The 19,948-nt window shown below is 56.8% G+C and carries 17 protein-coding genes and 1 pseudogene; 6 read left to right on the forward strand and 12 right to left on the reverse strand.

Annotated elements, in window-relative coordinates:
* Both JN12_RS17485 and JN12_RS17490 read right to left on the reverse strand, forming a co-directional pair.
* Positions 1-472, reverse strand: a pseudogene (locus JN12_RS17485) (FAD-dependent oxidoreductase); the annotation flags it as partial.
* Positions 473-521: 49 nt separating this feature from the next.
* Positions 522-1,769, reverse strand: a complete 1,248-nt coding sequence (locus tag JN12_RS17490; RefSeq protein ID WP_145025146.1) for an MFS transporter — start codon at positions 1,767-1,769, stop codon at positions 522-524.
* A 763-nt stretch (positions 1,770-2,532) separates the two neighbouring features.
* On the opposite strand from JN12_RS17490, the gene JN12_RS17495 reads away from it, so the two are divergent.
* Together JN12_RS17495 and JN12_RS17500 are read left to right on the forward strand one after the other, a co-directional pair.
* Positions 2,533-4,242 carry a sigma-54-dependent Fis family transcriptional regulator gene (locus tag JN12_RS17495; protein ID WP_145025147.1) on the forward strand — a complete coding sequence of 570 codons (1,710 nt, stop codon included), beginning with the start codon at positions 2,533-2,535 and terminating at the stop codon, positions 4,240-4,242.
* Between the two features lie 91 nt (positions 4,243-4,333).
* Entirely contained in the window at positions 4,334-4,528 is a 195-nt protein-coding gene (locus tag JN12_RS17500) for a type 2 periplasmic-binding domain-containing protein (protein WP_145025149.1), read from the forward strand.
* Positions 4,529-4,687: 159 nt separating this feature from the next.
* Here the strand turns inward: JN12_RS17500 and JN12_RS17505 are convergent, their stop codons facing one another.
* The 4 genes from JN12_RS17505 to JN12_RS17520 are packed head-to-tail and all read right to left on the reverse strand — an operon-like array spanning position 4,688 to position 7,970.
* Entirely contained in the window at positions 4,688-4,885 is a 198-nt protein-coding gene (locus tag JN12_RS17505) for a PaaI family thioesterase (protein ID WP_246125911.1), read from the reverse strand.
* On the reverse strand, positions 4,886-5,536 hold the full coding sequence (locus tag JN12_RS17510; RefSeq protein ID WP_170242035.1) for an MFS transporter: 651 nt from the start codon (positions 5,534-5,536) through the stop codon (positions 4,886-4,888). It abuts the gene before it with no gap.
* Positions 5,533-6,270, reverse strand: a complete 738-nt coding sequence (locus tag JN12_RS17515; protein WP_145025153.1) for an MFS transporter — start codon at positions 6,268-6,270, stop codon at positions 5,533-5,535. Before JN12_RS17515 ends, JN12_RS17510 begins: the two co-directional genes overlap by 4 nt.
* A 47-nt stretch (positions 6,271-6,317) precedes the next feature.
* Positions 6,318-7,970, reverse strand: coding sequence for a (2,3-dihydroxybenzoyl)adenylate synthase (locus JN12_RS17520; protein WP_145025155.1), 1,653 nt, complete (start codon positions 7,968-7,970; stop codon positions 6,318-6,320).
* A gap of 313 nt (positions 7,971-8,283) precedes the next feature.
* Here JN12_RS17520 and JN12_RS17525 point away from each other — a divergent pair, with 313 nt between their 5' ends.
* From JN12_RS17525 to JN12_RS17540, 4 genes are all read left to right on the forward strand, one after another.
* On the forward strand, positions 8,284-9,786 hold the full coding sequence (locus JN12_RS17525) for an ATP-binding protein (RefSeq protein WP_170242037.1): 1,503 nt from the start codon (positions 8,284-8,286) through the stop codon (positions 9,784-9,786).
* Positions 9,787-9,788: 2 nt separating this feature from the next.
* Positions 9,789-11,153 carry a sigma-54-dependent transcriptional regulator gene (locus tag JN12_RS17530; RefSeq protein WP_145025160.1) on the forward strand — a complete coding sequence of 455 codons (1,365 nt, stop codon included), beginning with the start codon at positions 9,789-9,791 and terminating at the stop codon, positions 11,151-11,153.
* 609 nt (positions 11,154-11,762) lie between these two features.
* Positions 11,763-12,695, forward strand: a complete 933-nt coding sequence (locus JN12_RS17535; protein ID WP_170242040.1) for a 3-hydroxyacyl-CoA dehydrogenase family protein — start codon at positions 11,763-11,765, stop codon at positions 12,693-12,695.
* Positions 12,696-12,863: 168 nt separating this feature from the next.
* Complete coding sequence (locus JN12_RS17540) at positions 12,864-13,484, forward strand: acyltransferase (RefSeq protein WP_145025164.1); 621 nt, start codon at positions 12,864-12,866, stop codon at positions 13,482-13,484.
* Between the two features lie 481 nt (positions 13,485-13,965).
* Here JN12_RS17540 and JN12_RS17545 read toward each other — a convergent pair whose 3' ends face one another.
* The 6 genes from JN12_RS17545 to JN12_RS17570 all read right to left on the reverse strand — a co-directional run bounded on the left by JN12_RS17545 (position 13,966) and on the right by JN12_RS17570 (position 19,948).
* A complete protein-coding gene (locus tag JN12_RS17545; RefSeq protein ID WP_145025166.1) occupies positions 13,966-14,778 on the reverse strand; it encodes a metal-dependent hydrolase in 813 nt (270 codons plus the stop codon).
* Positions 14,768-15,154 carry a branched-chain amino acid ABC transporter permease gene (locus JN12_RS17550; protein ID WP_145025168.1) on the reverse strand — a complete coding sequence of 129 codons (387 nt, stop codon included), beginning with the start codon at positions 15,152-15,154 and terminating at the stop codon, positions 14,768-14,770. The genes JN12_RS17545 and JN12_RS17550 overlap by 11 nt, the downstream gene beginning before the upstream one ends.
* 104 nt (positions 15,155-15,258) lie before the next feature.
* Complete coding sequence (locus tag JN12_RS17555) at positions 15,259-16,401, reverse strand: ABC transporter substrate-binding protein (protein WP_145025171.1); 1,143 nt, start codon at positions 16,399-16,401, stop codon at positions 15,259-15,261.
* Positions 16,402-16,566: 165 nt separating this feature from the next.
* Positions 16,567-17,556 carry a ketopantoate reductase family protein gene (locus JN12_RS17560; RefSeq protein WP_145025173.1) on the reverse strand — a complete coding sequence of 330 codons (990 nt, stop codon included), beginning with the start codon at positions 17,554-17,556 and terminating at the stop codon, positions 16,567-16,569.
* A gap of 61 nt (positions 17,557-17,617) precedes the next feature.
* Positions 17,618-18,190: an indolepyruvate oxidoreductase subunit beta gene (locus JN12_RS17565; RefSeq protein ID WP_145025175.1), complete on the reverse strand. Its 573-nt coding sequence runs from the start codon at positions 18,188-18,190 to the stop codon at positions 17,618-17,620.
* Between the two features lie 15 nt (positions 18,191-18,205).
* Positions 18,206-19,948, reverse strand: coding sequence for a thiamine pyrophosphate-dependent enzyme (locus JN12_RS17570; protein ID WP_145025177.1), 1,743 nt, complete (start codon positions 19,946-19,948; stop codon positions 18,206-18,208).

Consider the following 19,948-nt stretch of genomic DNA (forward strand, 5'->3'; position numbering starts at 1 on the left):
GGCCGGAGCCGATGATGGCCACCCGGACGGACGCTTTGGCCGGACCTTTCTTCGCCTCCGCGGCCTTCTGGAACAGCCGCGACATGGTCAGGATATGGTTGCCGGTCCGGTCGCTCACCCACTCGTTCCGCTCCGAGAACTCAGCGAACCGTTTCGCCACCGCCCGGGGGGAGGCCACGCCATGGCGGTCGCAGGCAAAGCGCTTCAGTGCCCGGATGTCCACCGGGCTCCCCTCACCGGATTTACGGCAGTTCTTCTCGCAGGGGGCGGTGCAGACCCTGCTGCAGACGGAGACCAGGGGGTTGGTCTGGCGGGCGATGAGGTAGGCCTTCTCGTACTCCCCTTCGGTGATGGCCCGTACGTACCGCTTGGTATCGGTCGCCAGGGGACAGGCGCTCTGGCAGGCCACCAGGGCCTGATAGTCCTCGACCCCCAGAATCTTTACCTGATACTTAGCGCTGTGGTTACCCATGCTCTTCTCCTCAGTCTGTTGCACGATTCGATCGGCCCGCACCGGGCATTCAGGACAGGGCAGGCTGCTTCCTCTTCAGCAGCAGGGACAGCAGGGCGCCAAGGATGGACGCCACAGAGATCATGCTGATGGCGACAGAGAAATTCCCGGTCCTGCCGATCGTCATCCCCCCGATATACAGACCGGCAGCACCGCCGAAGGTGCCGAAACCGAACCACCAGCCGATCATTCTGCCGACGATGCCGGGCGGATAATTCATGGCGATGTAGGCACTGAGCGATGGGCCCATGAAGGGGATTCCCCAGCCGGATATCAGGAGGCACAGCGCCAGGACGACGATGCTCTTCGACATGACCGGCAACAGAATCACGACGACACAGGCGGAGATCAGAAAGCCGATTATGGCGGCCAGTCTCGAATTCCCTTTGGCGATTTTGTCGAAGAAGATCCCGCCGACGATCGTGGCAAACAGGCCGATGATCGTCACCGCAATCGACAGCCTGCCGGACATTGCCGCTCCGAGTCCGAGCCCCATCGGCGCATCTGCGGCCAGGTAAGGCGGGACCAGGTTATACAGGCAGTACATTGCCCAGGCGTTGCAAAAGACTATGAGAGAACCCAACCAGGTGATGGGACAGGCAAGGGCTCCCAGGAAACTCATCTCATCCCTGGCGGGTGCGGATGGAGACTGTGCTTCCTGCATGACGAGATTTGGCGGGCTTTTTCTGGTTACCACAATGGCGAGAAGGATTGCCGCCCAGCCCGGAGTTCCGAGCGTGAAGACCGTTTTCTCCCAACTTCCCGTCATCCCGAGAATGGTGGGGGATGCAAAGACGCCGATCGCACAGCCGAGAGAAATGGAACCGATCAGTAGGCCACTGGCCATGCCGTGCTCTTCGGGAGGGAACCAGAGGGCAAGGATCGGACCGATCGTGGCGAAGACGAAACCCACCGATGCGCCCTGAACCAGGCGGGCTGCCATTACTGCCGTAAAGTTGTCACCGATCCAGGGGATGAGCGCGGTCGGCACGGTGGAGCAGAGAAGACCCAGGACAAAGGCAACGGTTATGCCGAACTTGTCGCAGACAACCCCGCCCCAGATGAGTACGCAGGCAATGGACAACACAAACCCCATCATCAGGTTGGTGGCTGCGCCCATTTCGACATGCAGCTTCTTTGCGATATCCCCGAGAATGGGAGCATAGGCGATCATGTCGATGTAGATCGAGCAAATTGCCAGACATCCCGCCGCCAATACGAACCACCTGTAACCCGTATGCTTTTCGTCTGTTCCCATTGTTCACCTCTTGGGTTATTAATTTACAAACATGAGCAGAGCTTTATGGATAAGCAAATTCTTATCGATGCTTATTTTGAGATAATGTTTTGTCTGTGTCTTGCTGCTGGCGTTTCTGTTGCTTGGCGCTATTTGTTTGTAACTTTATAAATTTAATGCATTATTTGTTTGCGGTTGCATGCCTTGGTAGCGGCTTGTTGTTGGTTTTATGAAATTCAGCAATCTGTTCGTTAATGAGCATGTGATATGCCAAACAAGGTTGTAATCATGCTTCATTGTGGGATTATAATGCGCGCTGTTGTTATTTCAGTAGGTTAGCTGGCTGATCCGGTATGTGCAGTGCTCCTGATAGCCCGAGTGTCGTTGTTGCGCCACAGTCAGGATTGATATTTTTATGAAAAGTCGTGTCGACCGCGTGTCCTTTTTGAGAATTTTATGAAATGCTGCTGTGATGTGGGCGGGATGGGGCTGGTGGGGGGGCTGAAATTGCCGTTGATTGCCATTGTTGTGGCAAGGGATCTGCTGCTTTGTCAGGGGATTAAAAGGATGGGGTTCACTTTTTCTGCTTGTATGAGATTTGTGATATTGTTATATAATTCTAGTTCGTGACGATCGTAAACGATTAAAACACTTCGGACTTGTAACGTTCAGTCCTTTAAATTTTCATATGTTTTCAATGCTTGGTTTGATAAACTATGTTTTGATTTTGTGTTTTAATGTCGGTAAGCAACCATGATGGGCCTGACAAGGGGCGACCACAGCCATGCAACAAAGCACAAAAAGAACAGCCAACCAGGAGAACGATTCTGATCTGCACTCGCTGGTCCATTTCTGTGCAGGGACTGGTCAGATTTGGCTGCACGAGCACCGCATGCTCCTGGTTCATGCGGACGCACAGGCAGCACTCCGCGAGGAGTTGATCGAGACCCTCGGCATTGACCGCGCAAAAGGAATTCTCATCCGCATGGGCTATGCGTCGGGCGTGCGCGATGTCGAGGTCATTCGCACCTGTGGCCAAAGCGCGAACAGCATCGAAGATTTCACAAAGGGCCCTCAGTTTCACACGCTGGAAGGGATCGTCAAGAGCACCCCCCTCAAGCTGGAGTACGACCCCGTCACGAACAAGTTCTATGCTGAGGACCTTTGGGAAAACTCCTGGGAAGGCCAGTGGCATCAACGACAGTACGGAATCCAGTCTGAACCGGTTTGCTGGAGTCAAGTCGGTTATGCCTGCGGTTATGCGTCGGCCTTTTTCGGGCGCCCCATTCTGTACAAGGAGGTCGAATGTGTTGGGAAGGGCGATAACTGCTGTCGCATCATCGGCAAGCCGATAGAGGAATGGGAAGACGCGGCCGAATACACGCGCCTCTTCAACCGGGTGTCCATTGCCGAGCAACTCATTGACCTGCAGACTCAGGTCATCCAGCTCCGTTCAGCCATCACCGAAAATGAAAAGCTTCCCTCTCACCTTGTAAGCGTTTCCAAGGGATTCTGTGCAGCCTACGGGCTCCTGACGCAGGCAGCGGAGGATAGCACGATTTCGGTATTGCTCCTGGGAGAGACCGGCGTCGGCAAGGAAGTCTTTGCCCGCTCTTTGCATGACATGAGCGTCCGCTGCGATGCACCGTTCGTCGCCATCAACTGCGCCGCCATCCCCCACGATCTGGTGGAATCCGAGCTTTTCGGCGTAGAGAAGGGCGCTTACACCGGAGCCGTTTCCTCCCGACCCGGACGCTTCGAGCGGGCAAACGGCGGCACGCTTTTTCTCGACGAGATCGGCGACCTCCCGCTTCCGGCGCAGGCGAAGCTGTTGCGCGTGTTGCAGGAAGGAGAGATCGAACGGCTGGGTGACCACAAGACCCGCAAGGTAAATGTGCGGCTGGTGGCAGCGACCAACATCGACCTGCGTCTTTTGGTCAAGGAGGGGAAATTCCGATCGGATCTCTACTATCGGCTCAATGCCTTCCAGATCAACATTCCTCCGCTCAGGGAAAGGAAAGAGGACGTGTTGCCCCTGGCCGAGCACTTCATGGAGAAATACTCCGCAGTGCGCGGCAAGAAGCTGCGCGGCTTCACCGACAAGGCAAAGCGGGCGCTTCTTGCCTATCAATGGCCCGGTAACGTCCGCGAACTGCAAAACATGATTGAACGCGCCGTCATTCTCGCCCAAAGCGGCACGCGCATTGAAGTGGACCAGGTCTTTTCGTCCTATAACGACGATCAGGCCATGGAACTTGGCCTGGATCGAGATGGCAGTCTTGGTGCCAAAAGCCTCGATCCGGGGAACGATGTCTGTGAGGCGATTTTATCCGGCGCCATAACCCTGGACCAGATTGAAGCAAGGGTGGTCAAGGCAGCAGTGGAAAAAGCCAAGGGCAACCTTTCGGCTGCGGCAAGGGCCCTTGGTCTGACACGATCGCAGATCGCCTACCGTATGGAACGATTGCAGCAAAACCAGGAAGATCGCCCCTGAACTCCACCGCGTTTCCGATGGGTCATTGCTTATTCACCCACCAGGCCGTCCCACAAACCCCGGCCACCTATCAATCATAGAAATCCTGGGGATGATCGGTTTAGGAAAAGGGATTTCTTTGCTGCCGACCGACGTTGCCAATCTGCCCCATCCGAATGTTGTTTTTATCCCTTTAAATGACGAGATCGAACCAATATTCATCACAGCCACCTGGTTGCCGGGCAACAAGAACCCGGCTCTTCTCTACTTGCTGCAGTCCCTTAAAGGTAAAGAAGGGCTTTCCTAATCGCGGCTCCGAAAACTGTCTTTGAGTACTGCCCGCTTACTCCCTTAATGTGAACGGAGTGGAATTCCGACCCAGGCTGGAGGTTTGATTGCCGTTCATAAAGTAAAAGGCACCCGGTTCAGACCGAGTGCCTTTTGCAGTTTTCAGTGGCCATAACTCCTACTGGACCATCAGGCTAACAGTACCGTGGGCAACCAGCTTCTGGTTCTGGTCGAGGATTGTGACGGTGATGCTTGCCATGCGCCGACCCAGGTGAATCAGTTCCGACCGGGCCGTCAAGGTATCCCCCGGGACGGCAGGCCGAACATTATTCATCATGGGGCTGGCATGGTCGGTATCAAGGGCTTCGGGTCCCAACTATGCTTCCGCCGAGGTAAGTCTTTCATGGACGGTTTCGAGTCCTTCGTCCCTCACATTGATCCGGTACAGCAAAACCAGTCCGGCGCAAAGGATGCTCGGGACTGCGAATACCAGGAAGTACTCGGTGAACGTAAAGCCAGCCATTTGGAGCGCTCCGCCGAGGAGTGGCCCTGCAATCGAGCCGAGCCGCCCAGCTGTGAGTGCCCAGCCCACCCCGGTAGATCGGACGTTCGTCGGATAGAGTTCGCCAGTCACTACATGCTGGGCGATCTGGGCTCCGATCACGAACACACCGGTCGCTGCACCGACAAGGTACAAGACGGCGTTACTCGACACCATGCCGAACAGTGCGATGACGATTCCCCCTGCCATGTATGCAAATACGAGCGCGCTCTTTCGGCCGAACCGGTCCATCATCCAGCCGAGGAAGAATCCACCGACAGTGGCACCCATGGCTTGAATCATGCCGAAACTGTAACTTTTAACCAGGGAGAATCCAGCCTTCACGAGTAGCGAAGGCAGCCAGGTAGCGAGTCCGTAGACGACCAGGAGATTCAGAAAATATGTGACCCATATGAGCACCATCATGAAAGCGAGCTTGGAAGTGAAGAGTTGTCCCAATCTTCCATGGGGCTGACCTGAGCTCATTTGGAAGGACTCTTTGGTCCATTCCGCCGGGGACAGTCCGGCTGCCTTTTCCATTTGCCGAACTTCAAGGACCGCGTCCTCGTAACGGCCTTTTGATGCCAAAAGCGTACAGATTCTGGCAGGGACGCCTTCAGTACCGGAAGAATGAGAATCGGCAAAAACCCGAAGAGAAGAACCATCCGCCATCCCAAGAGGGGGATCACGATCATGGCGACCAGAGCCGCCACTGCCCACCCCAGAGTAAATCCTGCGAACATTATACTCACTGCTTTACCCCGAATCTTGGCTGGGGCGAATTCAGTGACTAGCGTGATCGTCAGGGGCATGGCGCCGCCCATTCCCAGGCCGGCGAGAAATCTGAGAATGCAGAAGACCTGGAAGTTTGGCGCCCAAAAGGCTGCTCCGCTGAACACGGAGAAGATGGTCAGGGCAATCATCAGCCCCTTTTTTCGGCCTATCCTGTCGGCATAAGTGCCAAAGGCGGCTGCGCCGATCATGAGACCGACAAAGCCGTAGGATGCCATGGACCCAGCGACCAGGGGGGTCAGATGCCATTCCTTGATCAGCTGCGGCATCACATAGGCTATGATCTGCGCGTCGTAACCGTCGAACACGAGGATCATGCCGGCGAGCGCCATGACGAGGGCGTGAAATCGGTTGAACGTCAGCCTGTCGCACCATTGGGCGACGGTCAATCCACTTGGAGTAGGTGTAGACTGCATTTGTCCTGTCATGTTTAGTCCTCCCGACTTGTTGTTTTGACGAGTACGTTTTCCCGATCTCACTGCATCACCATCTTTGAAGCGACATCTTCGCGTAAGGCCTTTTTGTTTATCTTGCCTACATTGGTGAGGGCCAGGGTCGCGACGATCTCCAACCGCTCAGGGAGCTTGTACCGGGCGATCTTCCTTTCCGTGGTCAGGAATTCGCACAAGCCATCGAGGGTCAATGACGACTCGGGCATAAGGACGACATAGGCACAGCCCTTCTCTCCCATGAGAGGATCTGGCATAGCCACCACTCCACAGTTGAGCACCGCGGGGTGGGCAAGGATGTGATTCTCGACCTCTTCGGCGCTGATCTTTTCGCCGCCGCGATTGATGCAGTCCTTGTTTCGTCCCTCCACAACGACATTGCCGCTCGGGTGCAGCCGGACCAGGTCGCCGGACTTGTAGAATCCGTCGGGGCTGAAGGCCTTGGAGTTATATTCATCCGCACGGTAGTAGCCCCGGATCGTGTGTGGTCCCCGACACCAGAGCTCGCCTCTCTCGCCGGGCGCCACATCCTGGTTGGTTACGGGATCCACGATCCGGAACTCGTCTCCCGGGGACTGGGGTCGCCCCTGGGTGAGGAGCCGTATGTCGTCCGGATCGTCCAGGCGTGTCCAGTAGAGAGGGCCTTCCGCCATCCCCAGCACCTGCTGCACTTCGCATCCCAGTTCGGGGCGCAGGCGCAGGGCTACTTCCGGGTTGAGTTTGGAGCCGCCGGTGAGGATCATCCGCAGGGAAGAGAGATCGTATTTGTGTCGGTCAGGGTGGTTGAGGAGGGCGAGAATCATGGTCGGCACCGCAACGAAATGTGTTAACCGGTGCCGTTCGATCAACCCCATGAGGTGCTCAGTGGTCGTATTTGCCGACAGGAGTTCGCAACCGCCGGTGGAAAGAACGCCCAAAAGCCCCGGGCAGGCAAGCGCGAAATTGTGCGCCTGCGGAATGGCGACGAGCATGGAGGTCGCCTCGTCAAGCCCGCATACTTCGGCACAGCGAAGAAAGTTGTATGCGTAGTCGTTGTGGGTCCTCGGTATGAGTTTCGGAATCCCCGTGGTTCCCCCGGAAAGCAGCAGAACGGCCGGGAGATCCGGGTCGGGTTGCGGCAGGACTCCGGTGTCGGTTCGTTCCTCGATCGGGTCGCGCAGCATGGCATCGATTGACTGGTAACCGGGGCGGGGAGTGCCCCCGGTTACCATAACCAATTGCATGTCAGGACACTCTTCCTGCACAATGCCGGCAAGCTCCTGGAAATCGAACTCCCGTACCTGACTCGCTATGGCGTACCCGCGCGCTCCGGACAGCTTGGCAAAGTGACCGATCTCTGCTTCCCGGTGGGGAGGCAGTGTCATTACGGGGACGGCGCCAGCTTTGAGCAGCCCGAGAAACGTCAGGACGCATACGGGGCCGTTGGGGATCTGGTGTATGACCCGATCGTAAGGTCGGAGCCTCAGCCGATTGAAATGCAGTGCCAGGCGTGTGGACAGGCGGTCCAGATCGGCATAGGAATAGCGTGCCCCATCTTCGGAGATAAGTGCGGTCCTGTCCGCGAAGCGTTCAAAGCGATCTGCGAGCAGTTCGCTGATCGTTTGGTCTTGCCAGTAGCCGGCATCCCGGTACCGCTGAGCGGAATCTTTTGGCCAAAAAGTAAAACCATTTTCTATCATATTGTGTCCTCCCTGTCTGTTCCATTGTGATAATGACGTACGGCCGGTTAATTGCTCGCATATACGGTGAATAGCAAGTGCCATGCCACAAAAACAGTGGTTGTTTTTAGCGTTTTTGGGCGGGTTATGGAAAAAAGTTTTCAACGATACCTCTTGTGGGCATTGAAAATTTTCCATAACATTGTTATTGATCCCAGGGGATGGATATTCGGTTAATTGTGTCGAGGTTCATGGAAAGTTCCTTTCACAGTCCCTCTCAATGCCCAAAAGATGTCGCGGAAGTCGGGTAGAGGATCTGACAGCGGAGGTTGCAATGGACGTTTTTAAAGCCCTGGGCGAGCACCACGCTGAGATCCTCGACGCGTGGGTCCACAGACTGCTTACTGACAGGTCGAGTCCCTATTGTCGTGAACCAGAGGCGGATCTACGGCCGCTGGTGAATCAGGCAACAGTTGCGTTTCGCCTGGTCCTCGACGGAGGGGCTTGGGACGATCTCGACGCCTTTATCACGTTTATTGCGCGAAGGAGGCTCTCTCAGGGGTTCAAGCTGTCTGATGTGCAAAAAGCCTTTATGATGTATCAACAGGTGGTCGCGCCAATACTTATCAGGGAAGCGCGAGACGAAGAGCGTGACGAAGCCATCTTTCGACTGGGTACCTGCATCTCGCAGACTGTTGGGAAATTCAGCGATTTTTTCCAGGGGCTTCATGAAGAATACATGCGGCAGCAGACCGTTGTGCTCGAGAACGAGGTCAGGAAGAGAACACGCGAATTGTCGGAGTCCGAGAGCAAGTACAAGGCACTTGTGGAGGATATTCGTGACGGCTATTACGTCCTGCATGAAGGAATCATTGTGTATGCGAATAATGCATTTTGCGGCATGCACGGCCGTACGATGAAGGGGATAGTGGGGATGCCGTTTCTCGAGCTCGTTGCCCCGGAATCGAGAGCGGATGTGGAACGTTCGTACGAGCAAAATCGAACCAACCAGGCGTCCAGCCTTGTGGAATATTTCCGACTGCATCCTGATGGCAGAAAACTGCCGACCGAGACGCTCGCCAAGTTCTCTTTCTACGAGGGGAAGGCGGCAAACCTCGGCATCTGCAGAGATATCAGTGAACGCAGGGAGCTGGAGCAAAAGACGAGAGAGGCGGAGATGCTTAATGCTTTGGCCCAGCAGGCGGCCTCGCTGGCGCATGACATCCGCAATCCTTTGACGGCCATCAAGATGAACGTGCAGATGCTTGCGGCTGAACTCAAAGATAATCCCACCTACCATCGGCTGATCGAAATCTCGCAAAAGGAGGTGGAGAGCATCGAGCGGTCGGTGTTGGAGATGATGGATCTCGCACGGCCGTTTCGCCTTAACCGGGAAACTGTGCTTCTGCGGCCGTTCATAAAGGATTGCGTGGAAGCGCTGCGGTCCCGCATGGCCCACAAGGAGGTACGCGCCTCGCTGCGGCTGAGCCCGGAGCTGGATCAGCTGAGGATGGACCCCCACCGCATCGAGCAGACGCTGGTGAACCTTCTTTTCAACGCAATCGAAGCAGTGCCAAGGGGGGGACATATCTACGTTTCCTCCGGCCTGATGGAGTTCCGGGGTCGGCACTGGGGACGGATATGTGTGGCTGACAATGGACCGGGCATTCCCAAAGAACTCCTGCCGTATTACTTCGATGAGAAGCGGAATCGGCGCATTGGCCTGGGGTTGGACAACGTAAAAAAAATCGTTGAGGCGCACGGCGGAGCGGTGGACGTGAGCCTCCGGCGGCCGCGAGGGCTTAATGTCTGCCTGCGGTTGCCCCTGGAGCAATGAGCATGGCAGACTCGGTTCTCGTTATTGACGATCAGCCCTCGATCCTCCAATCCATGGAGGTTTTCTTCCAACTACGAGCATGGAAAGTCCACACCGCGCCGAATGGGAGGAAAGGGATTGCGCTGGCCAGGAAGGTCCGACCTGACCTGGTGGTCCTCGATATCCGGCTGCCCGACATTGACGGGTTGGAGGTCCTGAAGGAACTCCGGTCCCGGGTCCCTGAAACCGAGGTCATCATGATCACCGCCCACCAGGACATGGAGAGCACCATCCAGGCGATCAAGTCGGGCGCATTCGACTATCTGCACAAGCCGATAGATATCGATGAGATGGATAACGTTCTCAAACGACTGCTTGCGGTGCGGATGGCCTCTCCTGCGGCTGTTGCCGATGAGTCGCCGAAACAGCCGACCTTGGCAGTGGGCACGCTGCACCTGGTAGGCAAGAGCAAGGCAATGAAGGAGGTGTTCAAGAAAATAGCCTTGGCGTCCGGGGCGCGGGCCACTGTGCTGGTACAGGGGGAGAGTGGCACCGGAAAGGACATGGTTGCCCAGGTGATCCACCGCAACAGTCCCTGGAGCAATAAGCCCTTTACCGTGATGGACTGCTCGACCCTTGCGCCGTCGCTTGTGGAGAGCGAGCTGTTCGGCTACGAAAAGGGGGCATTCACCGGAGCCGACCGCACCCACGCCGGACGCATCGAGCTCACCGGCGATGGGACAGTCTTTTTCGACGAAATCGGCGAACTTCCGCTCCATCTGCAGAGCCGATTGCTGCGCTTTCTGCAGGAAGGCCAGTTCGTGCGCGTCGGCGGCGTTACTCCCATCCAGTCGAACGCCAGGATCATCGCGGCCACGAATAGAGATCTGATGGCCATGGTTGCGGAAGGGAAATTCCGCGAGGATCTCTACTTCAGACTTAAGGTCATAACCATCCATATGCCGCCGTTGAGGGACCGGCGTTCCGACATTCCAGAGCTAGCGCAGTTCTTACTGGAAAAGGTAGCGGCACGTTCTGCGTTACGGTCCCGAACCCTTTCAAATGAGGCGATTGGCGAATTGATGAGGCGCGATTGGCCGGGCAATGTACGAGAGCTGGAGAACACCTTGACCCGCGCCGCCTTGATGTCCAAGTCGACGGTTCTGTCCGAAGAGGACATTGCATTGGCACTCGACGGCGACCAGTACCGGCCCTCGATAGAGCGGTCCGTAAAACCGCTGGCGGAAGCCGAGCGTGACTACATCTTGTTTGCGCTCGAGTCCTACAACTGGAGCTTGGGCAAAACTTGTCAAGCCCTGCAGATCTCGCGCCCGACGTTGCGGGCAAAAATCAAGGCGTTCGGGCTGGAAAAGCGGTCACAGAAGTGAAAATATCTTTCCATCCCAATTTGTACAGTTGAAAAGAAACGCCGTAAATTCTCCGATTATCTCCCGGCAAGTGCAAACTTGTTTCACGCAGGAGTCGTAGTTGCAGTTCCGGTACCTGCCTCCTCATTGAATGACCAGCCGGCTATCTGCCTGGCCATCCCCCTAAAAACCTTTTGATTCTAACTGTTAGCCACATCTGTACAGGGTCCGCGCATATCGTCATGTGCTGCCGGCAATCGTTGGCATGTGCCTTGCTAAAAGCGAATACTGTATATCTGAGCTGCCGTTTGCAGGGGAGTTGTGCATGAAAAAAGAAGTATTATGGTACCAAATTATTAATTTGGTTTCATGACAGCAGGGAACTCACGATCAGGCGCTTTAGAGCTTGTCCGTAAATAACTGCCGCGAAGAGCGCGTCCGGCTTTGGGGCAGATTTGACTTGGCCGATTGAGCAAAACTGCAGGCATAGCAGGGCTATGTCGAGGATTTTATGACTGAGGCCGGGGCAAAGATGCTCTGAAGACGGGTTGCGGGATCGCAAAGCTTATTTACGGACAAGCTCTTAGTCACAAGACACTGGGTTATCTAAATCACTGGAGGAGGATGAATATGAAATTTGCCATTCTGGGTACAGGAATTATGGGGCGCGGTTGGATTACGCAATGTGCAATGAGCGGACACGACGTACACTGCTACGATGCAAGCGCTCAGACACTCGCCGGTACTGCCGCTGGCTGTGAGAAGCTTGCTGTCACAGTTGCCAAGAAGTTCAAGCACGATGACCACTTTGTATCAAATGCCATTGGGAAGATTTGTATCCACAATGATAAAGGCGCGTTTATCGATGCAGCCAAAGGTTGCGACGTATTTTTGGAGGTGATCTACGAGGACTTGAAGCTGAAGTGTTCCGTGCTTGCCGAGTACTTGCCGCAGCTTCCGGAATCTGTGGTGTTCTGGTCGAACAGCAGCAGCCTCGACATCGACCCTATGGCTCAGGCTGGCGGCCGACCGGAACGCTCGATAGTCACCCACGGCATGAACCCGGTACCGCTGATGCCGGGCGTAGAGGTGGTACCGGGAGCCAAGACGAGCAGCGAGACGATTGAGTTCACGCGCCAGACGCTGCTCGGCATGAATAAGGCCCCGTTCCTGGCGCCGAACATTCCGGGTTTTTGGGTAAACCGTCTGCTTGTGCCCCAGATGCTGGATGCGGTGCGGCTGCTGGAGCAGGGGAAGATCACGGTTGAAGACGGGGACACCGGCTTGAACACCAGCTTGGGGCACCCCCAGGGAACCTTCAAACTGCATGATTTCGTCACTGCTCCCACCATGCTGCGGGTCGCACTCCAGATGTATCAGGCGTCCAACGATCCCCGCATGTATCCGCCCCTGACGCTCATGCGCATGGTGAAGAACGGAGAGTACGGCGCAAGCAGCGGAAAAGGATTCTACGACTGGAGCGACCCCCGCAACCCCAAGGCCCGGGACGTGTCAAAGTATGTCATCGGATCTGTCGAAGAGATGCTGGAGCAGTTGAAGTAGGAGGTTGACCGGGAGCCTCCGCCTGCGAGTCTCCCTCACCAAACGGGCCATGCTGATGCTGGGCACATAACCCGACCGAACGGCAGTACAAAACATTTCATCGTAGCCCTATTTCTCTGGCATTGCCGGGGGAATAGGGCTACTTTATTTTCCGGGGAGGGGATGAGAATGGCCAAAGTATATGAAATGGATGGGGTTATACCTGTGATCGACCCGACGTCATTCGTGCATCCGGATGCCGTCATCATCGGCGACGTGATAATCGGTCCCCGTTGCTACATCGGACCGTGCGCCTGCCTGAGGGGGGACCTGGGCCGCATCATGATCGGCGCAGGGTCGAACATTCAGGACACGTGCGTGATTCATTCGTTTCCCGAGGTGGATGTACTCCTGGAGGAAAACTGCCATGTGGGTCACGGAGCGATATTGCATGGCTGTACTATCGGGAGGAACGCACTGATCGGCATGAACTCCGTCGTGATGGACCGCGCGGTCATTGGAGAGAACTCCTTTGTTGCCGCGATGTCGTTCGTGAAGTCGGGTATGTCGGCAGGTGCGAACATGCTGATTGCGGGGGTGCCTGCAAAGGAGATCCGTCCCCTGAAAGAAGAAGAGATACTTTGGAAGTCGAAGGGGACCATGCTGTATCAACGGCTGGCGGCCCATTCCATGGTGTCGATGCGGGAGGTGGTACCGTTGGCATCGGAAGAGCCCGATCGCAGAAGGGTAAGTTACACAAAAAATGATGCTATTCCGTTGATGGCGGCTGTCAATAATGGACATCCATGATAAGTAGAGTCAATGAGAAAGCGGAGGTTTCCCTTCACCTCACGGAATTCTTCCGGTGGTTATTCTGAGACCCTTCATACCGGCGTTTTTTGTACTTCTGGCAGTGGGTCGACCGATCTGGCGACCAGACATCCATGTGCTGTCTTAGGGGATGTCCCCTTACGGAAGTTTGAGTTTGGGCCAATCCGCCAGCCTTGAAACACCAAAGAGGGCACGCAGCAGTTATTGTGCTCGTGCAGTCCACGATCAAGCAAGGCCTGGCGGAAAGATCGTCACGACATCAATGTTATGATTATGATCAGTGCCGTTAGGCAGCTTGCGTCCTGATCTCGAATTCTGTACCACGGCGGTCTATTGCCAGAAGAAACTCTACCAGCTTACGGGCTACTGCCAGAGCTGCCCTATTAGAACAGCCTTTGCTCACCACAACATCAGCCGACCTCACTGCCTCAGGTAGTGACGCTTAGGCGCGCTTCGAAGGCTAAGGCGAAAGGGGTGATTCCACCGCCGCTCTGGCGGGCGGCGTGAAGGACTCGCCAGCCCTCAGTATCACGGCTTCGATTCCGGAATAATGGGCGAGCTCCAAGGCAAAGTCCCTGTGACGCTCCAACATGAAGTTTAGAGGAGGAAATCTCTGGATGAGACCTCTCATTCCCTCGGGGTCTGCGGCGTCCTCCGGATTCGGGAACCAGTGATACGGGATAGCGTGCTTGACTCCAAGGGCCTTGGCAGCAAAGGCTCCCTCGGCAGGCCCCATGGTAAAAATGTCCCCGGTCGAGAGTACGGCAAGGTCGGGCTTGTAGAGGGGCTTGATGAGGGTTTCCATCTCAGAGGTATAAGAAGTATCGCCCGAGACGTAGATGGTGTACCCATTCTCCAGCCGGATGACGAAGCCGGCGGGGACCCCGGCCGACTCGAAAGAGCGCTCCTCTCCGAAGCTAGAGCTGTGGTTGGCAGCGACGAGCGTCACCCGGATGCCGTTGAGAAGCGAGTAGGTGCCGCCAAAATTGAGGGGAAATACATTGGATGCCCGCCCTGCAAACTCTTTTAAGAAGTGCTCGTACTGGACCACGCCCATCACCCGTCTGTTCGCCTTCAGCAGCTCCTTAAAGCCCAGACTATGATCAAAGTGCGCATGTGAACAGAGCACCAAATCCACGTCCTCCCACTTCTGGGGTGTCTGCCACTCCTTCGGGCATGTAGGGTTTCCCGCGATCCAAGGGTCGACGACGATGACCTTACCTTTTTCAGTCTTGATCCGGAGCATACTATGGCCAAGAAGTCTAATCTCCATTTGGTCTCTCCTCTTTGTGGGTGTCCTTCCCCCATAGCAGCATGGCCAGCCCGCGGATCAGAATGCTGCCGCCGATGGTGATGATGATCATGTTGATGGCGGAAGGGCGACGGAGCGGCCTTATGGTGAGGCGTTCGAAAAGCAAAGCTGCCAGGGGGGAGGCGGCCACGGCGCAGGTTATCGCCAGCCAGATCGGGAGTTTGACCAGCTCCAGGGGAAAGACCTTCAGCATCCCTCCCAGCATGACGAACTCACCCTGAGCAAAGTTGATGATGCCGGTGGCGTTGTAGATGATGGAAAACCCGATGCCGATCAGGGCATAGATTGCCCCGCTAGACAGGCCGGACAGCGTGTACTGAAGCATCTCAAACTGCATGAGGTACCCCCGATCGGTGAAGCCAGCGACAGGTTCAGCTCAAAGGAAGCCGGCAGATTGCCGTGATCTGCCGGCTCCCGGCTAAAATGGGATCGATGGGTGGCTTATCTGGCGATGGCCCAATCCCCTTTGGTGATGCGAACCATTTCGAAGGCAGAGTGGTCGAGACCGTTGTGGTCCCTAGGGGACATGTTGAAGATGCCAGAGACGCTCACCACCTTGCTAGCGTGTTCAATGCCGCTTCTGATCTGTTCAGGCGTATGGCCGTACCTTTTGATGGCGTTGGCGATGAGCATAAAGGCGTCATAGGCGTAACCGCCGAAGGTTGATGCCTCGTCGTGGAACGCCTTACGGTAACCGAGATCGTACTCCCTAAGGAGACTCGCCTGGGGGTCCGACTTGGGAAGGACTTCGTAGATCGCCAGCTTCCCTGCTGGAAGGATCACCCCTTCGGCGGCGTCTGCGCCTGCCAGTTGGATGTACTTTTTGGAGGCGACGCCATGGCTCATGTAGAGAGGGATTTTGATGCCGAGCTGCCTGATGTTCCTCGTGATCACGGCAGGACCGGGGTTGGTCCCCCAGCAGATGATGGCGTCCGGCTTGATGCCCCGGATCTTGGTGAGCTGCGCGGTCATGTCGGTGTCTTTGGGACCATAGAGCTCGTCTGCCACGATGCGGAACCCTTTCTGGGTGGCCATCGCCTTGAGCTGTTCTCGGCCGGAGGCGCCGAACCCGTCGGTGACAGTCAGAAGGGCGATGGTCTTCTGACTCTTTGCGGCCATGTAGTTCAGGATCTTCTCCACCGCTACATGGTCGTTGGCCGGGGTCTTGAAGACCCAGCGCTTCACCGGGTCAATGATCTTGATGCTGGCGCCGCAGGATATCATCGGGACCTTCTCCCTCTCCGCCACGGGGATGACCGCCATACTTTCGCCGGTGGTGGTCGGGCCAAGGATGACGCTCACCTTGTCGTCCTTGATCAGTTTGGTGGCGAGCTGGACCGCTTTGGTGGCGTCACCGCCGGTGTCGTAGCTGACGGCCTCGAGCCTCATGCCGTCTATACCGCCGCTGTCGTTGATCCTCTTCACCAGCATGTCGAAGGTCTTCTTACCGGGGTCCCCAAGAAAGGAGGCTGGACCGGTTACGGCAAACAATCCACCGATTTTGATCGTGCCGGCGGCAAAAGCAGTGCCATAGAGAAAAATCGCCATCATTCCCAAAACTGCGCCCGCGATACACCTTTTCATCGTAGACCTCCCGTCCGTTTGTTGGACTGACTTTCCCATTGAACCTCGAACCTGCCAATGCAGGTGAGACATTTGTTGGAGCAGCATTCATGCCGCGTCCAGCTGTCATCGCGGCAAGAAGGCTCACTCCTACAGGGTTGTCTCATCCCTCCCTTCAGGATTGCCTCATGAAGGCTTTTCGTTTCCGGGGTGCCGCCAGCCGTTTCCTGCGGCTTTGGCCTCGATCGCCTTGACCAAGCCGCGGATCATGCTATTGTACGGAGTGGGAACGCCGACCTGCGTGCCGTATTCCACAATCTTCCCGTTGATATAGTCGATCTCGGTTCGACGCCCCGCCTCGATGTCCTGCAGCATGGACGGCTTCATGTTTCCTGCGTTCTTGATGTAGTTAAGGCTGTAGGAGTAGAAGCCGGTGCCGAGGATAAATTCGCTAGCCCGGGCCACCGCGATCCCCTCCCTGATCATGGCGTCAACCAGCTCGAAGAGGACCGGGTCCTTCACCGTCTCGACGATGGTGTTGCCGGTCACTGCGCAAATTGCCATCATGCAGGAGTTGAGCACTGTCTTGCGCCAGACCATGTCCCCGATCCGGTCGGTATGGAGCGTGTCGAGCCCGCAGTCGGTGAATGCCTTGCAGATAGCAACGGCGGCCTCCGCCGAATACGGGTCGAGTTCCTGGAGATAGTTAGGCCGGTGGTGGAACGCCACCTTGACATGGCAGGGACTGAGCGGCATACAGCCGTAGTTGACGATCCCCCGCATGACGTGCCTGGCCCCGAGCTTTTGGGCCAGCTCAAGCTCGGTGTCGATGCCGTTTTGCCAGCTGACGACATAGCGCCCTTCGCCGATAACACCCTCCAGGGCGGAGGCGACCACGGGGAGCGCGGTGGCCTTCACGGTGACGATGACGACGTCGGGGGGGTCGTTGATAAGATCGTCAATCCGGGTGGTCACCTTTGCCACGCACCCCTGCAGGTTGTCGGCCCCGTTAATGATAATCCCGGGGTTCAGGGCCGGCTCCAGCAGAGCGGGGATTACGTCGCAGAGGGTGACCTGGTATCCACCCTTAGCAAGGAAGGCGGCGACCACCCCGCCGACGGGGCCGGCGCCGATCACGGCAAATTTTTTCGGTTTATAGCTGGATGGTTCTTTCATAGCGTGCGCTCCTGTAAGTATGATGGAGGTTGCAGGCGGCATCACGCCACCCGCTTCTGGATCAGCCCGCAGCGCCGCCGCGTAGGGCGCTCAGGTTCACCTCAACGCCTTTCCCCTTTGAGAGCGTCTTGACCACCCCATCGATCACCTTTGCATCGAGCGGGACGTTTTTGATGACGGAGCCGACCATGACCATGTTGACCGCCCTGACGTCCCCCGCCTTGTTGGCAATGGAGAGGGCATCGATGGCGTGGGAGTTAGTGCAGCAGCGCGCGATCTGCTCCTCAACATCCTTCGGGTAGACGGCCATCCCGGAGGCGACTGTACTCGGGTTGATGGTCCCCGTGTTGTAGACGAGCCTCCCGCCCGGCTTGAGGAAGTGGACGTACCGCAATGCCTCCAGAGGCTCGAAGGCGATGAGGAGGTCTGCGGTGCCGGCAATCACGGCGGGGGAGTAGACCTTGTCCCCGATCCGGACGAAGGAGATGACGCTCCCGCCGCGCTGGGCCATGCCGTGCACTTCGTTTTGTTTGGCGTCCAGGCCGCTGGCGAGTGCGCTTTCGGCAAAGACCTTGGAGGCCAGGAGGACCCCCTGCCCGCCGACTCCAGAGATAACGATATTGAAGATGTTCATAGTTCCCTCCGCTCCTTAACCTTTGGACATCGCGTCGAATTTGCAAAGCTGAGAACAGACTCCGCATCCGTTGCAGATATTTGGGTCGATTGCGACCTTCGGTTTGTCCCCGCAATCTCTGAGACCCAGAGCCACGCAGGCGGCCTTGAGGCAGGCTCGGCACCCGGTGCACGTCTCGGAGTTCACCTTGAGCGGCGGGTTTTTCACCCGGTAGCGGAGAATGCAGGGGTTCCGGTCCACCAGGACGTATGGGCCCGGGGTCTCCAGCCCCTTCTTGATGGCCTCCTCGGTAGCCACCAGGTCGTAGGAGTTGATCTCCACGACGTTTTCGACCCCCATCACCTTCGCCAGTTCCATAATGTTCACCTGCTTGGCCGGATTCCCCGTCAGTACCTGGCCGCTCCCTGGGTTCTCTTGTCCGCCGGTCATGCCGGTGGTCCGATTGTCCATGACGATGACCAGGGCGTTGCCGTTGTTGTAGACCAAGCTCAGAAGACCGGTCATGCCGGAGTGGAAAAAGGTTGAGTCCCCAAGGACAGCCACCGGCTTCTCCGCCCTCCCGGCTACGGCGTTCACCTTGGCCATGCCGTGAGCCGCGCTGATACTCGCCCCCATGCAGATGCAGGTATGCATCGCGCCGATCGGTGGAAGCGCTCCCAGCGTGTAGCAGCCGATGTCGCCGGAGACGAAGACCTTTAGTTTGGCGAGGATCGAGAAGAGACCGCGATGGGCACAACCGGGGCAGAAGATTGGGGGACGCTGCGGGAGGTTCTGAACCGGCGCCATCGCGGAGGTCTCCTTCTCGCCGGCCGCCTTCCGGATGATCTCGGAATCGACCTCCAGGCAGTAAGAGATCGGTCCTTTCCCCAGATCGATCCGGATCCCCATTGCCCTGATCTGCTCCTCGAAGATGGCGTCCATCTCCTCGATGATCATGAACCTTTGCACCTTACCGGCAAACTCACGGATCATCTCCTCCGGGAGCGGGTGGACCAGACCGAGCTTGAGCACCGAGGCGTCGGGGAATGCCTCGCGGACGTGCTGATAGGCTACGCCGGAGGTGAGAATCCCGATTTCGGTTCCCCTCATCTCAACACGGTTCAGGGGGGTCGTCTCGGCGTACTCCTTCAGCTTGAGAAGACGTTCCTCGACCTGAATGTGCTTGATCTTGCCGTAGTTGGGGAGCATGACGTTCTTGGGAACGTTCTTAACCCACTCGCCGACTTTAGGGGTTATTTTCTCCCTCTGCTCGACGTACCCTTTGGCATGGGCGGTTCGGGTGGTCATGCGCAGGAAGACCGGCGTGTCGAACTGCTCGGAGAGCTCCAGCCCCGTACGCACGAAGTCGTATGTCTCCTGCGAGTCGGAAGGATCTAACATCGGGACCTTGGCGAACTTTGCGTAGTTGCGGCTGTCCTGCTCGTTCTGGGACGAGTGCTGTCCTGGGTCGTCCGCCACCATGACGATGAAACCCGCGCCGACCCCGGTGTAAGAAAAGCTCATCAGCGCGTCGGCGGCGACATTGACGCCGACGTGCTTCATGGTGGCGAGCGCCCTGCCTCCGGCTATGGAGGCGCCCATGGCTGATTCGAAACCGACCTTCTCGTTGGGAGCCCACTCGCAGTAGACCGCTCCCAGACGCGCCATTTCCTCCAGTACCTCGGTGCTTGGCGTCCCGGGATAACCGGAGGCGAAAACGCCGCCGGCATCGCCAAAACTCAAAGCGATTGATTCGTTTCCAGAAATTATTCTTTTCAT

The organism is Geobacter argillaceus, from assembly GCF_007830735.1.
Taxonomy (GTDB): Bacteria; Desulfobacterota; Desulfuromonadia; order Geobacterales; family DSM-12255; genus Geomobilibacter; species Geomobilibacter argillaceus.

Bases quoted from the DNA above. Each gene is read 5' to 3' on its own strand.
- JN12_RS17565 (WP_145025175.1), bottom strand. From the start codon at position 18,190: ATGAACATCTTCAATATCGTTATCTCTGGAGTCGGCGGGCAGGGGGTC.
- JN12_RS17570 (WP_145025177.1), bottom strand. From the start codon at position 19,948: ATGAAAAGAATAATTTCTGGAAACGAATCAATCGCTTTGAGTTTTGGC.
- JN12_RS17490 (WP_145025146.1), bottom strand. From the start codon at position 1,769: ATGGGAACAGACGAAAAGCATACGGGTTACAGGTGGTTCGTATTGGCG.
- JN12_RS17550 (WP_145025168.1), bottom strand. From the start codon at position 15,154: ATGCAGTTTGAGATGCTTCAGTACACGCTGTCCGGCCTGTCTAGCGGG.
- JN12_RS17535 (WP_170242040.1), top strand. From the start codon at position 11,763: ATGAAATTTGCCATTCTGGGTACAGGAATTATGGGGCGCGGTTGGATT.
- JN12_RS17560 (WP_145025173.1), bottom strand. From the start codon at position 17,556: ATGAAAGAACCATCCAGCTATAAACCGAAAAAATTTGCCGTGATCGGC.
- JN12_RS17525 (WP_170242037.1), top strand. From the start codon at position 8,284: ATGGACGTTTTTAAAGCCCTGGGCGAGCACCACGCTGAGATCCTCGAC.
- JN12_RS17545 (WP_145025166.1), bottom strand. From the start codon at position 14,778: ATGGAGATTAGACTTCTTGGCCATAGTATGCTCCGGATCAAGACTGAA.
- JN12_RS17520 (WP_145025155.1), bottom strand. From the start codon at position 7,970: ATGATAGAAAATGGTTTTACTTTTTGGCCAAAAGATTCCGCTCAGCGG.
- JN12_RS17495 (WP_145025147.1), top strand. From the start codon at position 2,533: ATGCAACAAAGCACAAAAAGAACAGCCAACCAGGAGAACGATTCTGAT.
- JN12_RS17530 (WP_145025160.1), top strand. From the start codon at position 9,789: ATGGCAGACTCGGTTCTCGTTATTGACGATCAGCCCTCGATCCTCCAA.
- JN12_RS17510 (WP_170242035.1), bottom strand. From the start codon at position 5,536: ATGAGCTCAGGTCAGCCCCATGGAAGATTGGGACAACTCTTCACTTCC.
- JN12_RS17555 (WP_145025171.1), bottom strand. From the start codon at position 16,401: ATGAAAAGGTGTATCGCGGGCGCAGTTTTGGGAATGATGGCGATTTTT.
- JN12_RS17515 (WP_145025153.1), bottom strand. From the start codon at position 6,270: ATGACAGGACAAATGCAGTCTACACCTACTCCAAGTGGATTGACCGTC.
- JN12_RS17500 (WP_145025149.1), top strand. From the start codon at position 4,334: ATGATCGGTTTAGGAAAAGGGATTTCTTTGCTGCCGACCGACGTTGCC.
- JN12_RS17540 (WP_145025164.1), top strand. From the start codon at position 12,864: ATGGCCAAAGTATATGAAATGGATGGGGTTATACCTGTGATCGACCCG.